At 65.2% G+C, this 19,371-nt stretch carries 21 protein-coding genes; 8 read left to right on the top strand and 13 right to left on the bottom strand.

What is annotated here, in order from left to right:
• Window positions 1-21 precede the first annotated feature (21 nt).
• The 6 genes from ON37_RS29815 to ON37_RS29790 are packed head-to-tail and all read right to left on the bottom strand — an operon-like array spanning window position 22 to window position 6,198.
• Window positions 22-1,236: an acetyl-CoA C-acetyltransferase gene (locus ON37_RS29815; RefSeq protein WP_083893392.1), complete on the bottom strand. Its 1,215-nt coding sequence runs from the start codon at window positions 1,234-1,236 to the stop codon at window positions 22-24.
• Window positions 1,229-2,251: an acyl-CoA dehydrogenase family protein gene (locus tag ON37_RS29810; protein WP_051032300.1), complete on the bottom strand. Its 1,023-nt coding sequence runs from the start codon at window positions 2,249-2,251 to the stop codon at window positions 1,229-1,231. The genes ON37_RS29815 and ON37_RS29810 overlap by 8 nt, the downstream gene beginning before the upstream one ends.
• A gap of 19 nt (window positions 2,252-2,270) precedes the next feature.
• Window positions 2,271-3,419: an acyl-CoA dehydrogenase family protein gene (locus ON37_RS29805; RefSeq protein ID WP_245553570.1), complete on the bottom strand. Its 1,149-nt coding sequence runs from the start codon at window positions 3,417-3,419 to the stop codon at window positions 2,271-2,273.
• Window positions 3,416-4,585, bottom strand: a complete 1,170-nt coding sequence (locus ON37_RS29800) for a CaiB/BaiF CoA transferase family protein (protein WP_083893391.1) — start codon at window positions 4,583-4,585, stop codon at window positions 3,416-3,418. The genes ON37_RS29805 and ON37_RS29800 overlap by 4 nt, the downstream gene beginning before the upstream one ends.
• Window positions 4,586-4,598: 13 nt before the next feature.
• Window positions 4,599-5,804 carry a thiolase family protein gene (locus ON37_RS29795; protein WP_040724227.1) on the bottom strand — a complete coding sequence of 402 codons (1,206 nt, stop codon included), beginning with the start codon at window positions 5,802-5,804 and terminating at the stop codon, window positions 4,599-4,601.
• Between the two features lies 1 nt (window position 5,805).
• Window positions 5,806-6,198 carry a Zn-ribbon domain-containing OB-fold protein gene (locus ON37_RS29790; protein WP_040724225.1) on the bottom strand — a complete coding sequence of 131 codons (393 nt, stop codon included), beginning with the start codon at window positions 6,196-6,198 and terminating at the stop codon, window positions 5,806-5,808.
• 125 nt (window positions 6,199-6,323) lie between these two features.
• On the opposite strand from ON37_RS29790, the gene ON37_RS29785 reads away from it, so the two are divergent.
• The 4 genes from ON37_RS29785 to ON37_RS29770 are packed head-to-tail and all read left to right on the top strand — an operon-like array spanning window position 6,324 to window position 8,901.
• On the top strand, window positions 6,324-7,172 hold the full coding sequence (locus ON37_RS29785; RefSeq protein ID WP_040724223.1) for a MaoC/PaaZ C-terminal domain-containing protein: 849 nt from the start codon (window positions 6,324-6,326) through the stop codon (window positions 7,170-7,172).
• 3 nt (window positions 7,173-7,175) lie between these two features.
• Entirely contained in the window at window positions 7,176-7,733 is a 558-nt protein-coding gene (locus ON37_RS29780) for a hypothetical protein (protein WP_040724221.1), read from the top strand.
• Window positions 7,730-8,488: a histidine phosphatase family protein gene (locus tag ON37_RS31405; protein WP_051032299.1), complete on the top strand. Its 759-nt coding sequence runs from the start codon at window positions 7,730-7,732 to the stop codon at window positions 8,486-8,488. Before ON37_RS29780 ends, ON37_RS31405 begins: the two co-directional genes overlap by 4 nt.
• An 8-nt stretch (window positions 8,489-8,496) precedes the next feature.
• The gene (locus ON37_RS29770) at window positions 8,497-8,901 is read left to right on the top strand and encodes a nuclear transport factor 2 family protein (RefSeq protein ID WP_040724220.1); all 405 of its coding nucleotides are present in this window, start codon (window positions 8,497-8,499) and stop codon (window positions 8,899-8,901) included.
• 67 nt (window positions 8,902-8,968) lie between these two features.
• Here ON37_RS29770 and ON37_RS29765 read toward each other — a convergent pair whose 3' ends face one another.
• The 7 genes from ON37_RS29765 to ON37_RS31400 all read right to left on the bottom strand — a co-directional run bounded on the left by ON37_RS29765 (window position 8,969) and on the right by ON37_RS31400 (window position 14,812).
• On the bottom strand, window positions 8,969-9,952 hold the full coding sequence (locus tag ON37_RS29765) for an NAD(P)H-dependent flavin oxidoreductase (protein WP_040724218.1): 984 nt from the start codon (window positions 9,950-9,952) through the stop codon (window positions 8,969-8,971).
• Between the two features lie 21 nt (window positions 9,953-9,973).
• A complete protein-coding gene (locus tag ON37_RS29760; protein WP_040724216.1) occupies window positions 9,974-10,192 on the bottom strand; it encodes a hypothetical protein in 219 nt (72 codons plus the stop codon).
• On the bottom strand, window positions 10,189-11,538 hold the full coding sequence (locus ON37_RS29755; RefSeq protein WP_040724214.1) for an aromatic ring-hydroxylating oxygenase subunit alpha: 1,350 nt from the start codon (window positions 11,536-11,538) through the stop codon (window positions 10,189-10,191). The genes ON37_RS29760 and ON37_RS29755 overlap by 4 nt, the downstream gene beginning before the upstream one ends.
• 25 nt (window positions 11,539-11,563) lie before the next feature.
• Window positions 11,564-12,610: an alpha-ketoacid dehydrogenase subunit beta gene (locus tag ON37_RS29750; RefSeq protein ID WP_245553569.1), complete on the bottom strand. Its 1,047-nt coding sequence runs from the start codon at window positions 12,608-12,610 to the stop codon at window positions 11,564-11,566.
• Window positions 12,603-13,631 carry a thiamine pyrophosphate-dependent dehydrogenase E1 component subunit alpha gene (locus tag ON37_RS29745; protein WP_051032297.1) on the bottom strand — a complete coding sequence of 343 codons (1,029 nt, stop codon included), beginning with the start codon at window positions 13,629-13,631 and terminating at the stop codon, window positions 12,603-12,605. The genes ON37_RS29750 and ON37_RS29745 overlap by 8 nt, the downstream gene beginning before the upstream one ends.
• 97 nt (window positions 13,632-13,728) lie before the next feature.
• Window positions 13,729-14,172: a hypothetical protein gene (locus ON37_RS29740; protein ID WP_040724213.1), complete on the bottom strand. Its 444-nt coding sequence runs from the start codon at window positions 14,170-14,172 to the stop codon at window positions 13,729-13,731.
• A gap of 82 nt (window positions 14,173-14,254) precedes the next feature.
• The gene (locus ON37_RS31400; protein ID WP_051032296.1) at window positions 14,255-14,812 is read right to left on the bottom strand and encodes a histidine phosphatase family protein; all 558 of its coding nucleotides are present in this window, start codon (window positions 14,810-14,812) and stop codon (window positions 14,255-14,257) included.
• Between the two features lie 118 nt (window positions 14,813-14,930).
• On the opposite strand from ON37_RS31400, the gene ON37_RS29725 reads away from it, so the two are divergent.
• The 4 genes from ON37_RS29725 to ON37_RS29710 are packed head-to-tail and all read left to right on the top strand — an operon-like array spanning window position 14,931 to window position 19,282.
• On the top strand, window positions 14,931-15,539 hold the full coding sequence (locus ON37_RS29725) for a hypothetical protein (RefSeq protein WP_040724212.1): 609 nt from the start codon (window positions 14,931-14,933) through the stop codon (window positions 15,537-15,539).
• A gap of 13 nt (window positions 15,540-15,552) precedes the next feature.
• On the top strand, window positions 15,553-16,986 hold the full coding sequence (locus ON37_RS29720) for a pyruvate, phosphate dikinase (protein ID WP_051032295.1): 1,434 nt from the start codon (window positions 15,553-15,555) through the stop codon (window positions 16,984-16,986).
• Window positions 16,983-18,527: an AMP-binding protein gene (locus tag ON37_RS29715; RefSeq protein WP_051032306.1), complete on the top strand. Its 1,545-nt coding sequence runs from the start codon at window positions 16,983-16,985 to the stop codon at window positions 18,525-18,527. Before ON37_RS29720 ends, ON37_RS29715 begins: the two co-directional genes overlap by 4 nt.
• A complete protein-coding gene (locus ON37_RS29710; protein ID WP_040724211.1) occupies window positions 18,524-19,282 on the top strand; it encodes an SDR family NAD(P)-dependent oxidoreductase in 759 nt (252 codons plus the stop codon). The genes ON37_RS29715 and ON37_RS29710 overlap by 4 nt, the downstream gene beginning before the upstream one ends.
• Window positions 19,283-19,371 lie beyond the last annotated feature (89 nt).

The raw sequence follows: 19,371 nt of genomic DNA, 5'->3' as shown, positions 1-19,371 counted from the left end.
GCGGTGGATCGGTGGCCGCTGTCAGATTCGCTCGATGATGGTCGCGGTGGCCATGCCACCACCGGTACACATCGTGACCAGGCCGGTATTCAGGTCGCGGCGCTCGAGTTCGTCTATGAGAGTTTGGAAGAGCATCGCTCCGGTAGCACCGATCGGGTGCCCCAGAGCGATGGCTCCTCCATTGACGTTGACCCGATCGGGGTCGAGCGCCAAGTCCTTGATGACCTTCAGCGGTACCGCCGCGAAAGCCTCGTTGATTTCCCACAAATCGATATCCGCCGCCGTCATGCCGGCTTTGGCGAGGCACGCTTCGGCAGCGGGGCCCGGCGCGGTGAGCATGATGACCGGTTCGGCGCCGCGCACCGCCCCGGTGACGATCCGCGCCCGCGGAGCCACTCCGTGCGATCGGGCATACGAATCCGATGCGACGACCACGGCGGCCGCACCGTCGACCACGCCCGACGAGTTACCGGCATGGTGGACGTGCTGGATCGGTCCGGCGTCGGGGTAGGTGTCGCGGCACATATCGTCATAGGATCGTCCGTCCGAGCGCGGCTTGGCGCCGGATCGCTCGAACGAGGCGGGCAACTGCGCCAGCGACTCCAGCGTCGTTCCCGGGCGTGGGTGCTCGTCCTGTTCCAGCAGTACCGCACCCGACTCGGAACGGACCGGGACGATGCTACGGGCGAAACGCCCTTCCTTGATCGCTGTCGCCGCCCGTTCCTGACTCTGTACCGCGAACCGATCGACGGTCTCACGATCGAACCCTTCCAGGGTGGCGATCAGATCCGCGGCGATCCCCTGGGGAACGAGTGGGTACCGGGCCCGGAGCGCCGCATTGCCCGCGTCGAGTGGCTGGCCGTAGCGGTGCCGCGACATCGACTCGACACCACCGGCGACGACAACGTCCTGCCACCCGGCAAGGATGCCGGTAGCGGCCGCCATCACCGCCTGCTGGCCACCGCCGCAGAAGCGATTCAGAGTCAAGCCTGGCACGGTGACCGGCCAACCTGCCGTGAGCACCGCTGAACGCGCGATGTCGTTGGCATGGTCGCCGGCGTGCTCACCGTTGCCCATCACCACGTCGTCGACGTCGGCGGCATCGAGTCCGCGTTCGACAAGGGCACGCAGCAGACCACCGAGTAGTTCCTGCGGGTGCACGTCGTGCAACGCTCCGGACGCCTTGCCCTTTCCACGGGGCGTGCGGACACCGTCGATGATCCATGCCTCAGACATGTTGTTCCTCCTGTCGTGCTGATCCGCTCCCCGCGGAACCGTTGCCCGGTTCTCCGAGGGCGATCAGTGAGTCGCTGATCGAGCCGGCACGCAGCGCGCCACCGATCTCGTTGTGCAGATCCGCTTGCCCGCCGAGCAGCGGTTCCAGCGTGAGCGCCCGGCGCAGATAGCGATGGAAGTCGTGCTCCCAGGTGAATCCCATGCCACCGAGCAATTGCTGGCATACCGCTCGCGCGGTCTTCGAGAATCGGACCGCCGCGGCCTTCGCCAGCGCGGCGCTCTCGTATCCGCCGTCTTCCCAGGCGGCATCGGTGGAAAGCTGGGCAACCTCACGCCACAGATGAACATCGGCGAGTTGATGCTTGACCGCTTGAAACGCTCCGAGGGCCTGCCCGAATTGGCGGCGACCGCGGACGTGGTCGACGGTCATCGTCTCCATCGCGGTGGCCACCGCAACCAGCTCATAGGCCAATGCTCGGCGGCCCGCGGCGACCATGTCAGACCACAGCTGCGCCGGATCCGAGCCCAGTTCCGCTGTGCCGAGAACAGAATCCGCGAGTGCCGTTCCGGCGACACGGCCCCATCCCGCGGTGGGATCCAGAGGGTCCCCGTCGATGACGGCGGCGGCTTCGATGACAGCGAAGATCGTCGCGCCGTCCGGATCGACGCACGGCACCAGCGTCGGCCCGGAATTCGCTTGTGCGACACCGTCATAATGCACAGTGCCCGCACCGTCGTATCGGCCAGGTGGCCGATGCCCGCCCAGCGCCGACAACACGACGCCGGTGCTGCTCGCCGCCGCACCGGCGGTGGCGAGCAGCACCCGGTCCAGTGCGGAACCCGGAGTGAGCAGTTCGCCGCACAGCGGGAACAGAGCGGCTACCGCGACCTGCGGTTCGTCATCGAGCAGATCATTCCAGCCGAAACCGGAAAGCACTTCGGCGATGCCGGCCGGGTTGGCCGTCAACGCCTGTCGCAGGCTGTCGACCACTTGGGCGACGTCGGCGGCGTCCATTTCCTCAGCTCCTCAGCAGTCAGCGTGGCAGACCGAGCAACCGCTCGGCAATGATGTTTCGTTGGATCTCGGCTGCTCCGCCATAGATGGAGGAGGCCCGGCTGTACAGGTAGTCGTTTCGCCACGCCTCGGCCGACGCGCTGCCACCGAAAACGATGTCGCTGTCGAGGCCGGCGAGTGCCGCGTCGAACAGAAATTTCTCAACAGTCGACATCGCGAGCTTGTCCAGAGACGTGGTCGCACCGACGGGCCTCCCGTCCGACAGGGCCGCAACGGTGCGTCGTGACAGCAGGCGAAGTGCCGTGAGCAGTTCGAACGCCTCACCGATCACGCCGTCGTCGACTACCGCTGGTTGTTTCGTCGCCAGCTCGGTCAACCGGGAACGCAGCCAGATCTGTCGCTGCCAGGCCGCCGCGCCGCGCTCACCGGCCAGGACGTACATGGCCACGGCCCAGCCGCCGTCGACCGATCCCAAGAGTCGATCCTCGGGGATCAAGACGTCGTCGAAATACAGCGAACAGAATTCGTCGTCGCCGTTCATACTCCGCAGCGGGCTCACCTGGATCCCAGGGGTGTCCATGTCGAGCAGGAACGCGGAGATGCCACGGTGTGCCGATTCGACGGATCCCGTGCGGGCGAGCAACACACATCGATCGGCGAACTGCGCCCAGCTGGTCCAGATCTTCTCGCCGGAAACGCGCCAACCACCTTCGGTCGCAACGGCTTTGAGGCGCAGCGAGGCGAGATCGCTTCCTGCGCCGGGCTCGGAGAAACCCTGGCACCAGGTTTCGTCTCCTCGCAGCAGACGCGGAAGAACCTCGGCGGCGAATTCCGGACGAGCGAATTCGGCCACGGCCGGGCCCAGGACCTCCTGGGTGGCGAACGAGAACGGGGGCGGATATCCCGCTGCCGCCAGTTCTTCGCTCACGATGCTCCGCAGGATCGGGCGACCGCCCAGACCACCGATCGATTCCGGCCAGCCCAGCCGAATCCAGCCCGCGTCGTAGAGCATGCGCTGCAAGAGCCGCAATCGCTCGAAGACCGCGGTGACCTCACCTCCGGTTTCACGGAATTGCTCCAGCTCGGCCTTGTTGGAGACCAGCCACGACCGGAACCCCTTCCGCGCCTCGGCCACCGTCGAGGGAACAGCCATCGTCTGCACGGTCACGGGGCAACCACCCTTTCTTCGCCACCGGCCCCCACCGCAGCCGGTTCCGCCGGCGCGACGTCGGGGAGAGAGACTTTCCAGTCGGCAAGCACCGTCGCGGTGTCCTCGCCGGGCAGACGCGGCGGAGTCGGCACGTCGGCCGGCGTGCGGCTGAACCGCGGAGCAGGCGCGGGCTGCGAGACACCGCCGACGTCGACGAATCCCGCTCGCTTACGGGTGTGTTCGGCGTCGGCGACCTCCCACGGTGCCAGCACCGGTGACACGCAGGCGTCCAAGTCGGCGAACACCGCGGTCCATTCCTCGCGGCTGCGAGTCGCGAAGACCTGACCGAAGCGGGTTCGCAGTTCGGGCCACCGGGTTCGATCCATCTGAGCGGGCAGATCGGGCTCCGCGTCGAGTCCGAGGCCGACCAGCAGCTGCTGATAGAACCGGCGCTCCAAAGCCCCCACGGCCATATGCCCACCGTCGGAGGTGGCATAGGTGTCATAGAACGGCGCGCCGCTGTCGAGCAGATTGGTGCCGCGGTTCTCCGACCAGTTGCCTTCCGCGCGCACGCCGTGCACGAATGCGGTGAGCAGCGCCGCACCGTCGACCATAGCCGCGTCGACGACCTGGCCCTTCCCCGACAGTTCGCGTTCGTACAGGGCCGCGAGTACTCCGACTGCGAGCAGCATTCCACCGCCGCCGAAATCGCCGACCAGATTCAACGGCGGCAGTGGCCGTTCGCCGGCGCGCCCGATCGGATCCAACGCTCCGGCAACCGCGATGTAGTTGATGTCGTGACCTGCCCGGGCTGACATCGGCCCCTCTTGCCCATACCCCGTCATCCGGGCGTACACCAGGCCGTGGTTGAGTGCGAACAAGTCGTCCGGCCCCAGGCCGAGCCGTTCCATCACGCCCGGCCGGAAACCTTCCACCAGGACGTCGGCTCGCGCCGCGAGTGCCCGCACCAACTCCACGCCCTCGGGAGATTTCAGATCCGCGACGACGGAGCGGCGACCGCGGGAAAGAGGCGACTTCGGCCGTCTCACTTCGCGATCCGGGCGGGGCGCGCGGTCCACGGTGACCACATCCGCCCCCAGATCGGCGAAGATCATGCACGCGAACGGGGCCGGCGCCGCGCTGGCGATCTCCAGTACCCGAACACCTTGTAGCGGGCCTGCCATCAGTGCACCGTCCTCACCGGTTCGCCGGGGCTTCCAGAATGTGCACAGCGCACGCCGATGCCAGCCCGATCACGTGGGTGAGCCCCACCTTCGCGCCCTCGATCTGCCGAGCGCCGGCCTCTCCACGCAGATGAGTCGCCACCTCGTAGAGGTTGGCGATGCCGGTCGCGCCGATCGGATGCCCCTTCGACAGCAGACCGCCGGACACGTTGACCGGAATCCTGCCGTCGCGCATCGGGGCGCCGGAGTCGATGAACTCGCCGGCGGCGCCGGGCTCGCACAGCCGCAGATTGTCGTAGTGGATGAGTTCGGCGGTGGCGAAGCAGTCGTGCAGTTCGACCAGGTCGAGATCGGCCGGGCCGATGCCGGCGTCCTCGTACGCCTGGTCGGCCGCGATGCGCGTCAGCGTATTGACGTCGGGCTGTACCTGGCCCGCTTCGGTCCAGGGATCGGACGTCATCACCGAGGCCGACACCTTGACCGCGCGCCTGCGCACATCGGGATCGAGCGTCGCGAGTTTGGAATCGGAGACCAGAACGACCGCCGCCGCCCCGTCACCAGTCGGGCAACACATCGGCAGGGTGTTCGGATAACTGATGACCTCGGCGCCCATCACCTCTTCGAGAGAGAACTCCTTCTGGTACTGAGCCAGGGGATTCAGCGTCGAGTGCAGGTGGTTCTTCACCGCGACCTTGGCGAACTGCTCGGCCGTGACCCCGTTCGCGAGCGCGTATTCGGTGCCGGCCTGAGCGAACACACCCGGCATCAAACCGGTTCCCAGCAATCCCTCGGTCTTCACTACCGCGCCGTACCGGCCCTTCGGCGTATAGACCTTGCGGTCACCGGCCTTCTTCGCGGCGCCGCCGAGCATGCCCATCTTGCCCATCTTCTCGACACCGACCGCCAGGGCGACGTCGCACTCGCCCGACTTGATGCCCATCATCGCCACGCGGACCGCGGTCGCGCCGGTCGCGCACGCGTTGACCACGTTGTAGACCGGGATCCCGGTCTGGCCGATCTGTTTCTGCAACCGCTGACCGTTGTGCGAATTCGCCTCGTACACATTGCCCAACGCCAGCAGGCCGACGTTGGCCATCGACTGACCGGAGTCGGCGAGCGCGTCCAACGTCGCGGTGGCGGCCAAATCCAGCAGATCCTGGTCGGGAAACCGACCGAACTTCGTCATCGACGTTCCGATGATCCAGACGTTCTCGCTCAACTCATGCTCCGATCGGTTCGTATCCGAATGCGACCGCCACGGTTCCGTCGTCGTCGGTACCGACGTCGAAGGTCACCAGCCGCACCTTGGTCTCGGGTGCGATGGAGTCGGGATCGGTGACTCCACGGAGGTTCGCCTTCACCGCGCCGCCGCCGTCGAGTTCGACCACCACCGAGGTGAACGGGCCGGATTTCGCGCCGCGTTGCACGATCGTGTAGGCGCGTACCACCCCTTCGTTCGACAGTCGGCGCCGAGTGAACGACGTCGTCGAGCACTTCGCGCAGGCGTTTCGGCGGTCGAAATACAGCGCCCCACACTGCACGCACTCGTGCGCCACCAGGTGCGGGTCATCACCCAGCACCAGGTAGTCGACAGCGGGAATGGTCTGCGACATCGAAACCTCCGACCGGTTCGTGGCAACCCTTAAGGTCGCGTTCAAAATGCTAGAGTACTAGAGTATTTATACCGCGACAATCTACCGGCGCTACATCGCGCCTTGTCAACCACCGAGGAGGCACAGTGGCCGAGTCAGCGCCCTTCGATCCCAGCGCCGTGGGAGCACGATCAACGCCCAAACACGTCTCGTGGACGGCCCGAGACTGCATGCTCTACGCCTTGGGTGTGGGAGCCGGGGTGGACGATCTGGCCTTCACCACCAACAACACCAAGGGAGTGACCCAGCGCATGGTTCCGACCATGCCGGTGACGCTGGGTGTCGATTTCAGCGTGCTCAAACATGCCGGAAAGTTCGACTGGGCCAAGCTGCTGCACGCCGAGCAGCGTGTCGAGATCCTCGCCGACATCCCGGTCGAAGGTGAGGCCGAGGCGGTCACCGAGATCACCGAGATGTGGGACAAAGGCAAGGCCGCACTGATCGTCGCCCGGACTACCGGCACCTCATCCGACGGCACCCCGCTGTGGCGCAGCTCCGCCGGACTGTTCATCAAGGGGGTCGGCGGCTGGGGCGGCGAGCGCGGTCCGAGCACCAAGCCGGAACTCGACGCGACACCGGCCGGCACCGCGAAGACGATCACCTACACCACACGCCCCGAGCAGGCACTCATCTACCGACTCTCGGGCGACTACAACCCGCTGCATTCCGACCCCGCCTTCGCGGCCAGAGCAGGCATGGATCGCCCGATTCTGCACGGCCTGTGCACTTTCGGCTTCGCCGGTCGAGCGGTACTCGAGGTCGCCGGCGACGGTGCATCGCTGGCCTCGATGTCGGCTCGCTTCGCCGGTCCGGTCTGGCCCGGCGACCGCCTCGATGTCGATCTCTGGACGCCCGACCAGCAAACCGTGCGCTTCGCCGTCCGCGGCCGTGAAGGCAAACAGGTCCTGACCGATGGCGTAGCGAAAGTACGGTGAGTCATGACGACTCGCACCCCCGGCTGGCAGTTGCTTCTCGATCGGATCGCCACGGAAACCGATCCCGCCTGCAAGGCGAATCTGGAAATCGTCGCGCGCCACGTAGTCGAAGAAGTCGCGGGAAATCTTCCGGCCCTCATGGCCACGCTGGTTCCGGAGCCCCAGTACACCGTCTGGGGCGCTTCGGACAGTGTCGGCCCATCCGGCTACGACGCGGTCGTCGGCTGGTATGAGCGTCTGCAGCAGGCCGGCCGCAACCGCTTGGATTACGCCATCCATCGAGTGGTGGCCGATCGGCACTGCGTGGTGACCGAGGGAGACTTCCAGTACGCGATCGCCGGTCGCGATCTCGGCACCGTGTCCTCGACCGAAGCCGGCGAAGACATTTCACCCGACGACTATTACCTGGTCAGCCATCGAGCAACAGTGCTGTGGCCGATCGCCGACTCCGGACTCATCGAGGGTGAGCACATCTATTCCGGAGAACGCCATCGCGTCCTCCGTCGCCTGGCCGACGGCGAACTTCCCCATCTGGGACCGATCGAAAGGGAACGCCGATGACGTCGACGCCGAACGTGACACCACTGCCGGACTCGGTATCGATCGCCGAATCCGCAGAGCCCGACGAGCTGACGCCTACCCGCTACGCGATGGAACGTGGACTGCTCGTCATCGGTGAGCGCACCGAACTCATCCTGCTCCGACACGGCCAGCAGGTGCGGACCCACACCGAGGCGTACCGGCCGGGTGGGCCCGGGCTATCGGAATTCGGGCAGATTCAAGCCCGGCTCACCGGCGAGTATCTGGCGGATGTCGCGGCCGACACATCAGTCACCGCGGTCTATTGCAGCGATCTCAACCGGGCCGTCGAAACCGCCACGATCGTCGCCGCGGCAGCCGCACCCGGGCTCGAGCCGATGCCGGACCCAGCACTGCGCGAAGTGGACATGTACAGCCGCGACCGGGGCGGCGCGGATGTCTCACTTGACATCCAGCATCGGGCCGGCGAGGAGTTTCGGCGAACGCTGCGCTGGGATGCGTTCCCCAATACCGAAACGAGCGACGACTTTCGGCGGCGCATCCATCAGGCCTTGACGACCATCGCCGAACGCCACCCGAACGAGCGTGTCCTGGTGGTGAGCCATGCGGGGGCGATCAGCTCCTTCGTCGCAGGGCTCATCGGCGCCGACCCCGACATGTTCTACTTCGCCGGCCACGCCTCGGTGAACCGGGTGTACTACGGGGACGATCGATTCGTCCCGCACTCACTGAACGAAACCGGCCACCTTCGTGTCCGTGCTGCGCTGACATTCTAGGAGAATTTATGACGACAATCGGCGAGCTGCCCGCCCCGATCGCCAAATTCCTCGAGGCGATCAACAACCGCGATGCCGAGGCGGCAGGACGGTACTGCACCGACGACGTCTCCTATCACCTTTTGATGCCGCTTCCCCCGGTCGTCGGGCGACCTGCCGTAGTCGCCGCCCTCGGGGCGGCGATCTCCGAGGCAGAACGGGTGCGGTGGGATGTGGTGACCGTGCTGTCCACGGACGACACCGCATTCGTCGAACGTATCGATCGCTTCTGGTTCAACGGCAACGAGGCGGCGATCGAGTGCACTGGCGTTTTCGAATTGCGCGATGGCAGAATTGCCGCGATACGTGACTATGCCGACAAGGACACCTGGCACGATCGAAAGCGTTCGGCGCTGAACCCGAGCTCCGAGTAAAAAGGGCCTCGGGACACCGTGTGCGGTGTCCCGAGGCCCTTTTTCGTGGCGCGAATTCTCTATGCCGTCAACCGCGCTGGCGCATATCGGTCAGACGCTTATCGATAATCGCCTCGGCATCGGCGACGATGCTCTCGACGACCTCTCGGCAAGACAGCACCTCGTCGATCAATCCCTGCGTCTGGCCCGCCCACCACAAGCCCCCGTCCATGTCACCGTTGCCGAGCACCTCACGCCGCCCACGCTCTCCCGAAGCGAGGTGCGCCACGTCCTCGAAGGTCGCGCCGACCTGACGGGAAATTTCCACGATTTCTTCCGACACGGCATTGCGAGCAACCCGCGCGGTATTGCGGAATTCGCGGAAAACCAGTTTCGTCGACCGCTCGTCGTTCGCGACGATCTGTCGTTTCACATTCTCGTGAACCGGAGCCTCGGTCGTCGCGACGAAACGGGTCCCCATATTGATGGCATCAGCGCCGAGCGCCAAGGCCGCCACCAATCCGGCACCATCGGCGAAACCACCCGAGGCAATGATCGGAACGCTCAGCTTCCGGGCTGCCGCGTTCACTAGGACCAAGCTCGGAACGTCGTCCTCACCCGGGTGACCCGCGCATTCGAAGCCATCAATGCTGATCGCATCCACGCCGAGCCGCTCTGCTTTGAGTGCGTGCCGCACCGCCACAGCCTTGTGCACGACCTTGACTCCGGCGGCTTTGAAGGCCGGCAGGTGCGGTTCCGGATTGGCGCCCGCGGTCTCGACGATCTTGACCCCACCCTCGATGATCGCGTCGCGGTACTCGTCGTACGGAACCGGTTTCACCGTCGGCAGGATCGTCAAGTTCACACCGAACGGCTTATCGGTCAGGGAGCGAACCTTCGCGATTTCCTTCGCCAGGTCGGCCGGCGTGGGCTGGGTCAAAGCGGTCAGGAATCCCAGGGCGCCCGCTTCGGCCACGGCCGCGATGAGTTCGGCCTTGCCGACGGCGGTCATCCCGCCACAGACGATCGGGTGATCGACCCCGAACTCCTCGGTGAAACGCGTCTTCAGCACGCGGTCGTTCTCCTCTTCTGCTCAGTGCGACGCCGGATTGACGACGAGTCGATGCGCGTGGCGTGGGGACATGATCCAGCCGCACAGATGTTTGTCGGCTTCGAATCGAGCGCCGTCCAGCCAGCGACCGTTCGCGGCGAAGTATCCGATTTCCCCATCGCTGCGGGTCACCTTCACTCGATCCTCCGCCTCGTCGCGCTCGTAGAGGTCCTTGCTGTAGGGATGGACGATTCCGTTCATTTCTCCGCCGTTTCGATGTAGCGGTCCATCAGCCGGTGCATCCATTTCAGGTTGTTCTCCTGGTAGGACGCGAAAGTCACCGTCTTCTTCCGGGCGCTTTCCAAGCCCTGCTGGACCTTCTCCATGTTGCCGCAGTCCTGGTCCAAAACGTTGCCGAGGATCCCGAGTGGGGAACTGCTGAACGGGGTATCGGCGTCGAGGGCTATTTCACGCGCGGGCGCGGGCCGCTCACCGACCACCGGAGCGATCATGAAGACCTCCATGATGCAACTGCGGTGGTCGTCTCCGTTTGGCCGGAATCGGTAGACGATCTTGTGTACGCCTCCCCACGGCATCAGGTTGGGAAAGACCGTGTAGGTGAAGTTGTCGACCAGCTCCGCGTCCGACCACTCTTCCACCTGCTCACCGATCAGTGCGCGCCACTTCTCGCGGGTCGTCCGCACGACATAGTCCCGCGCCGTCTCACCGTGCTCGGGTGTTATCGGAAGTTGCTCGTCGACACGGACATCCATCGTCGACCGCAGCATCTCCTCCGTGCTGGGATCCCACGGCATCATGGGCCCCACCACCTCGGAGGGGGTGATGAAGCGGGCGAAATTCTCGTAGACGTCCACTTGACAGGCCCCGAAGGCGGCATACGGCACGGTCTGCGGATGGGTGGCCGGCGCGTGCCAGCACTCCATGAACGCCTCCTGCGCCACCTTCCAGTTCGCGCGGATGACCTTCGAGACGTGGGTCTCCACGTATCGTTCGTGGCCGTACCACAACGCAAACTGCTCGGTGAATTCGCCGAGATAGCTCTCGAGCGGCTCCGCGTCAGGATCCGGATTGATGAAGACGAAACCCGCCCAGACCCCGACACTGCATTGCGGCAGCTTGAAGTTCTCCGGATCGACGTGCTCGAACTCCCACGGCGCGGGAATGCGCTTCAAATCGCCTTCGAGTGTCCAGGCGATGCCGTGGAACGGGCAACGAATCTCGCTGCAACGTCCCGCGTACTCCTTCAGTGCCCGGCCGCGATGCAGGCAGGCATTCGGATAGGCCCGAATCGAGTCAGGCGCCGTGCGAATGACGATGTACGACGAACCCGCGATCTCGTAGACGATGTGGTCCCCGACCTCCGGGATGTGCTCCTCCCGGCACGCGAATTGCCACACCCGGCTCCAAAGCTGCGTCTTCTCGGCCTCATGCCATTCGCGCGAGATATACCGATCGATGGAAGCCTCGTGAAAATCGAAACTTCCCGGCGACTGACGGAGGAGATGCTTGGGTACCGGCCGGCTGTCCAGCGCAAGCACATCCTGATACGTGATGCGGCGATCGCCGACATCGAGCCGTTCGCCCACTATGACCTCCTGATTTCACGCGATTTCAACGTTCGACGGGCCGGGTGCCCGCAGCGCTTTGCAGCCCCAGCAGCCCTCGCACTTTGGCGACGACGCGGTCGACTGTCGGGTATCCGGACAACGACTTGGAGAACGGCACCGGTGTGTACGCCGCGCCGACGCGCACCGCGGGTGCGAGCAGCTCGTTGAACAACCTCTCGTTCAGCCTCGCCGCGATTTCGGCGCCAGGACCGACGAACTCGGTCGCCTCGTGTACGACGACGGCTCGGCGGGTGCGTTCGACCGATTCCTCGACGGTGGCGAAATCGAGTGGAACCAGCGTGCGCAGGTCGATGACCTCGGCCTCCACTCCCGACTCGGCGAGCGCTTCGGCGGCCTGCATGCACACCGCGACCTGTGTGCCGTAGGTGATGAGAGTGACATCCGAACCGGGGCGCAGAATCTTCGCCTTACCCAACGGCACTCGGTGTATCCCTGTCGGCACGGGTTCCTTCACGCTGTACAACAGCCCTGAATGCTGAATCAGCAGACTCGGGTCGGGCGATTCCAGCGCCGTCGTGATCAATCCCTTGGCGTCCGACGGCGTCGATGGATACAGCACATTGATACCGGGCGTATGCATGAACCATGCTTCCAGCGACTGCGCGTGCTGGGCTCCGAAATGGCTGCTGCCGATGGTCGTCGTCACCGTAATCGGCGCGGGTGTCGTACCTCCGGTCATGTACCGGAACTTGGCGGCATGGTTGAGGATCTGATCCATCGCCAGGGTGATGAAGTCGAAGAACATGATCTCCGCTATCGGCCGGTATCCACCGAGCGCGAGTCCCACCGCCGCCCCGGCAATGGCCTGCTCCGAAATCGGGGTGGAACGGACCCGCAGCTCACCGAATTTGGTGGACAGCCCCTTACTGGTCTTGAACACCCCGCCGATCGGGTCGGCGACGTCTTCGCCGAGCACCACGATCTTGTCGTTGTTCTCCATGGCCAGATGGAATGCGGAATTCAGTGCCGCGGCCATGGTCATCGTCGGAGCAGCCTCCTCGCGGACTGCGTCGATCGTGGCGTCAGTCATTGTGCAGGCTCCTCACCCAGGTGTCATCGGCAAAAACATCGGTGTAGATATCGGACGGGGCCGGCAATTCGCAGCCCGCCGCGTAATCGAAGGCGTCATCGACCGTCAATCGGGCCTGCTTTTCGATGTCGTCGACCTGCTGCTCGTTCAGGCGCCCTTGCTCCAGCAACCACCGCCGGAACGCCGGCGCGGGATCGCGCTCCATCGCCGCTTTCAATTCATCCGCCGGAACGTAGCTGTAGTCGGCGGTGCCGGTGTGACCGGTCAACCGGTAGTGGATGAATTCCAGGAAGATCGGTCCCTCGCCGGCCCGCACTCGCGCCACCGCACGACGTAGTGCGTTCAGCGCCGCGAGCGGGTCGAAACCATCCACCTTTTCCGCGGGGATGGAATATGCGCCGGCACGCTCCGCGAGGTTCGTGTTCGCCGCATACCTCGCCAGCGGGGTGTGCTCGCCCCATTGGTTGTTCTGACACACGAAGACCAACGGAAGCTGCCACAGCCCGGCGAAGTTCATCGCTTCGTGCCAGGCGCCGATCGATGTGGCGCCGTCGCCGAAGGTCACCACGGTCGCGGTGTGATCATCGTCGAGCTGCGCGGCCATCGCCAAGCCGACAGCGATCGGGAGCCCGGAGCCGACGATGCCGGTTGTGGCGGTGAACCCGATCGCCGGGTCCTGCAGATGCATCGGACCGCCCTTGCCTCGCGACAACCCCGCCCGGCGGCCGTACAACTCCGCCATGATCGACCGCAGCGACGCGCCCTTCGCCAGCGCGTCGCCCAGGTTCCGATACGTGGAGACCAGCCGGTCCCGAGGGGTGAGCACCTCGCCCAGCGCCGCGCATACCGCCTCCATCCCACGAATCGGGTAGAACGCGGCCTGCAACCGGCCCGCCTTGGACTCGGCCACCGACTTCTGGTCGGCCAGCGCCGTGGTACACATCAACCGATACATCCGGCTCAACGCCTCGGCATCCGGGATATCCCCCGCAGATGTCTTGGCCCCAACACCACTGGTCATGCGTCGGCCTCCTCTCGTGTCGTGGTCGGCACGAATTCACGAGCGGCCGATGCCGAACAAGGTTCGGAATCGCCGACGCCGGCGACATCGAAGTCGGTCATGAGATGTGAACATCCTCTCGGGGTAGGGCATCGGCGGCCGCCACGGCCAGATGAAGCGTGTCGTTGAGGCAGATGACGCTTCGCACGCCGGTGCGACTGATACGGAAGCGGGTGAGCGAACCGGATTCGGGCAGTGGCACGACTCCGAGGTCGACGTCGTAGATCTCGGCCGCGAGCTTCCGCACCGCCTGTGGGCCGGATACGGCGAATACTCGTCCACCGGCATGATCTGCGATCAGGTCATTCAGGTGACTCGGCGGCCCTGCTACCGGCTCTGCGTGCACGAGACGCCGCAGCGCCGGCAGGAAGGCGAGCGAGCGGTCCGGAATATAGGCCGCGGTCCACGGTGCATCGCCCAGGCGTGCGGCAACGGCTTCGATCATCGCGTGCGGTTCCAGCCCGCAACCGTCGGCGCCGTGGCTGAACACCACCAACTCCATGGCGACTCCTTAGGACTGTCACGCACCGGTGACGTGACAGTTTTACTCTATTACTGGACTATTTGCGTGTCGAGGGTCAGGTTCACGGAACCTCGTTCAGACTCAGCACCCGCCAGCCACCGGAAGCGTGCTCGTATCGATGCAGGGAGGCATATCCCGGCTCCATGACCCGGATCCGCTCCGGAACCCCGAAGACCTGACATGTCCACGCGTTGATCACCCCGCCGTGGCATACGGCCAGGACTCGCCGATCGGTACGACCTTCAGCCATCCGGCCGACCACATCGGAGACGCGGGCATGAAACTCGGCGCTGGTGAGTCCCCACGGTGACAGATCACCGGCGAAATAGTGCGCCCAGACGTCCGCTTCGCCGTTGTCGTAGTGGACATAGGGGGCGCCATGATCGAATTCGACGAGGCCATCGTCGAGGACGACGGGCAACCCGAGCCGATCGGCGACGATGCCCGCCGTTTCACGAGCTCGAAGCTGGGGCGAACTGTAGACGACATCGAATGCCTCACGCGCCAGGTAGGGCAACATCGCAGACGCCTGCGCCACCCCGGCACTCGACAAGCCCGGATCTCGGGGATCACCGCCGTCGCGGACAGGTTCGCCGTGGCGCATCAGGACCAAGTGCATGCCAGCTCACTCCCTCGGTGGACATGTGATCGACCTCTCAGCTAAGCTCGAATTAGTCTATCACTAGATGATCGGACGTTAGATCAAGTTACGACGACAGAGAGAACAGGGGAATTCCGTGGCTCACGAGTTCGCCATCCTGCAAGCGGCACGTCTGAAAGGACGGCTGTCCCCCGCCCTCGCTGCCGACTCCTGCGGCATCGACGCCGACACCGCGTTGTCAGAATTCGGCACGCTTCGCGACGCCGGATACGTCAAGGGAGAGCCGAGCGTGCGGCTGACCCCGGAGGGCCGCGAGCGGCTCGCGGCGCTCGTATCCGCCGAGCGCACCGGCGTAGACCAGGCCGAACTGGCCGCCCTGTACAAGGAGTTCGATCACCACAACACCGACCTCAAGCAGGTCATCAGCGACTGGCAACTCAAGGCGGGCGCACCGAACGACCACACCGACAGCGCGTACGATCGGTCCGTCATCGAGCGACTCGTCAGCCTGCACGCCGGGTTCGCGCCCCTCGTCAGCCGGATCGCGGCGGTCGCTCCGAGGCTGGCGGCCTATTCGCGCCGGTTCGACAATGCGCTCCAGCACATCAACGCCGGTGATATCAGCTTCGTCGCCCGTCCGATAGCGGACAGCTATCACACCGTGTGGTTCGAATTCCACGAAGAGCTCATCGGCCTGCTCGGCCTGACTCGCGAGGAAGAAGCGGCCGCGGGCCGCGCCGTCTAGGAGGAACTTGTTCATGAGTCTGATCTGGCTGGGAGACACCCCCGACCTCGACCCGACACTCGTCGGCGGAAAGGCCCGCAGCATCAACCGGATGCGCGCGCTCGGAATGCCCGTACCGCCCGCGTTCGTACTGTCGACCGAATTCTGCGCCGGGGTCAACGACAACAGCGGCCGACTGACCGAAACGGCACTGAACTGTCTGCGTGAGGGGCTGTCCCGACTCGAAAACACGCTCGAACGCCGACTCGGCGGCACCGACCGGCCGCTACTCGTCGCGGTTCGCTCCGGCGGCGCCCGCAGCATGCCGGGAATGATGGATACGGTGCTCAACCTGGGTATGAACGAAGCCGTCGAGGCACGTCTTGCCGAGATCACCGGCGACCCGGCCTTCGCAGCCGACACCCACCGTCGGTTTCGCGAACAGTTCGAGCGAGTGGTCGGCGCGCAAGCTACCGGTGATCCGTGGAAGGACCTGGTATTGGCGGCGGAGGCCGTCTTCGCTTCCTGGAACTCGCCTCGCGCCCAGGCGTATCGCACGCACCACCAGATCAGTCATGACGGTGGCACCGCTGTCACGGTGCAGGCCATGGTTTTCGGCAATTTCGACGACAACTCGGGCACCGGAGTCCTCTTCACCCGCAATCCCCTGAGCGGCGATCCGGAGCCCTACGGCGAGTGGCTTCCCCGCGGTCAAGGCGAAGATGTGGTCTCCGGGCGCTTCAACGCGATGCATCTCGACGAGCTCGAAGCACGGATGCCCCAGGTGCACACTCAGTTGCTCGAGCTCGCCCGCACTCTCGAAAAGCACTGCGGGGATGCCCAGGACATCGAGTTCACCGTGGAAGCCGGCAGGCTGTGGCTGCTGCAGACGCGGGCGGCCAAACGGTCCCCGCAGGCGGCGGTGCGTATCGCGGTGCAGCTGGCCGATGAAGGCATCATCGAACGCCATGAAGCGGTCGAGTTGGTCACCGATGTACAGATCGCCGCGGCGACCGCGCCCCACGTCGACCCGGTCGCTCGCGAGCAGGCCACACTGTTGGCCTCCGGCGTTCCGGCATGTCCCGGGGTCGCGACCGGCCGCGTCGTCGCGAGCTGCGAGGAAGCCGAGGATCTGTCCGACGCGGGAGTTCCAGTCATCCTGGCGCGACCGACCACCGATCCCGACGATGTCGGTGGCATGGTGGTGTCGGTCGCGATCGTGACCGAGATCGGCGGGTCGACGAGCCATGCCGCCGTGGTCAGCCGTGAGCTGGGCACGCCGTGCGTGGTTGGTTGCGGGCAGGGCGTCATCGAGGCGTTGGTCGGCAAGACCGTGACCGTCGACGGCACGAACGGTGAGGTGCTCGAGGGCGAGTTGCAGCGCGCCGACGGGCACGGCGAGGAACACGAATCAGCCGCCCGTCTGCGGGAGTGGTCGCAGACGCACGCGGTGCGGGTGGCGCCGTGACTTTCGCGGCCCGTATCGCCGAACAGCGCCCGGACGAGATCGCGCTGCGGGACCGCGAGCAGGCGTTGACCTGGGAGCAGGTGGACCAACGGCTTCGCCCTGCCGTCAACGCGTTGCAAGCAACCAATCTCGGTCCGGCCCGAAGAGTCGCGATCATCGCGGCGAACTCGGTCGATACGTTGCTCGCTTATGTGGCCTGCACGTTGGCCGGCGCCTCCGCGGTCGCCGTCAATTCGCATCTCACCGCCTCCGAAGCCGCCTACATCCTGACCGACTCCGAATCCCGTGTCGTGCTGTGCGACACGGGGACGGCGCAGGTCGCGGCCGAGGCGGCCCGTATGGCGGGTATCGAGAGCGTGGTCGCATGGGGCGATGGACCGGTGCCGCAGGGTGTGATGGCGTGGGGGGAATGCTGTCGTGACGACGACGAGCCACGCACGGACGTCGAACCTCGGCGAACGCTCGTATATACCTCGGGTACCACCGGCCGGCCCAAGGGTGTTGAACTGCCGCACACTTCGTGGGTGGGCGGTGAGAACATCGATATCCATCTCGAGCGACTCGCCGAGAATCGGATGGTGGGCTTCGGGCGCCACCTCGTCGTCGGCCCGATGTATCACTCCGGCCCGCTCACCTCGACACGCCTTTTCGCCGGCGGCGTGCCGGTCACGATCCTCGGCAAGTTCGACGCCGACCGTCTGCTCGACATCATCGAGCGCGATCGCATCGGCTCCTCGATCATGGTGCCGACACATTTCCAGCGCTTGCTGGCTCTGCCGGAATCCAGGCGAGCAGCAACCGACGTCTCCTCCCTGCAATACGTGCTGCAGGTGGGCGCGAAATGTCCGACACCGGTGAAGCAGGCGATGATCGACTGGTTCGGGCCGATCGTCTGGGAAAGTTACGGCGCCAGCGAAGTCGGGACGACCTGCATGATCAGCGCGGCCGAATGGCTGGAACGACCGGGATCCGTCGGGCGTGCGATTCCGCCGTTCGAAGCATTCGTCAAGGATGACAACGGTGAACCGGCCCCGCCCGGCACCGAGGGGCCACTCTGGTTCCGCGATACCACCGGACACGGGATCAGCTATATCGCCGGTGCCCGAACCGGAGCGGAATTCACTCTCGGCGAGATCGGCCGCATGGACGAGGCGGGATACGTCTGGATCACCGACCGGCACACCGATATGGTCGTTTCGGGCGGGGTCAACATCTACCCCGCCGAAGTCGAGCAAGCGCTGATTCAGCATCCGGCGATCGCCGACGTCGCCTGTTTCGGCTTGCCGGACCACGACCTCGGTGAGGTTCTCGTCGCGTTCGTCGTCCCGGCCGACAGCAAGCACCCGCCGACCCGTGCCGAGATCGACCGGTACGCACGAACGATGCTGGCCGGCTACAAAATTCCCAAACGGGTCTACGCCATAGACGCATTGCCACGGACACCGGTGGGCAAACTCGACAAACGAACCATGCGATCGCTGCCATCCAGCGATCGCGCCGATCTTGTCCTCCTGGACAAGGAAGTGAGTGCAGCACAATGACTCTCGACGCACCCGTAGCCGTCGTCACCGGCGCCGGTCGCGGCATCGGCGCCGCGATCTCGCGGCGTCTGGCGAAGGATGGATTCAGCGTCGTCGCCGTCGATCTCGACGGCACGGCCGCCGAACGGATCGCACGTGAAATCGACGGTATCCCAGCACAATTGGACATCACCGACAATTCCGCCGCGGCCGAGTTGTCGGCCTCGCTCCCACGGGTCGACGCCCTGGTCAACAATGCCGGAATCTTTCCGCCCGCACCGATCGCTTCCGTGTCGGTCGAGGAGTTCCGAAAGGTCATGGATGTCAACGTGATCGGAACGTTGGTGATGACCCAGGCGTTCCTTCCGCAACTGACCGCCGCGCCCACCGCCGCTGTCGTCAACATCGCATCGATCGCGGCCAAGGTGGTGACGCCGGGAACCGCCGCGTATTCACCGTCGAAGGCGGCGGTGGTATCGCTCACGAAGTTGTGCGCAGTCGAGTTGGCGGACCGCGGGATCCGGGTGAATGCTATCGCACCGGGCGGAGTCGCCACCGAGGGCACCGCGGCGGTATCGGCGGATGAGGAACGCGAGGCACGTTTCAATGCGGTGGTGCCACTCGGTCGCCGCGCACAACCCGAGGACATCGCCGATGCCGTCCCGTTCTTTTTGAGCCCGGACGCTCGTTATGTCACCGGACAGATCTTGTACGTGGACGGCGGATTGACCGAAGCGACGATCAACTTCCTTCGCGCGGCGCAATCCGCCGGCTGAGCGGGATACACAGCCACACCTGTCGAGGCGACAAAACTCCTACGGCGCAACGAATCCGGGCTCGAACGATGTGATCGTTCGAGCCCGGA

Origin of the sequence: Nocardia veterana NBRC 100344 (assembly GCF_000308855.1) — a bacterium.
Taxonomy (GTDB): domain Bacteria; phylum Actinomycetota; class Actinomycetes; order Mycobacteriales; family Mycobacteriaceae; genus Nocardia; species Nocardia veterana.
This window is presented reverse-complemented; position numbering and strand designations above follow the sequence as displayed.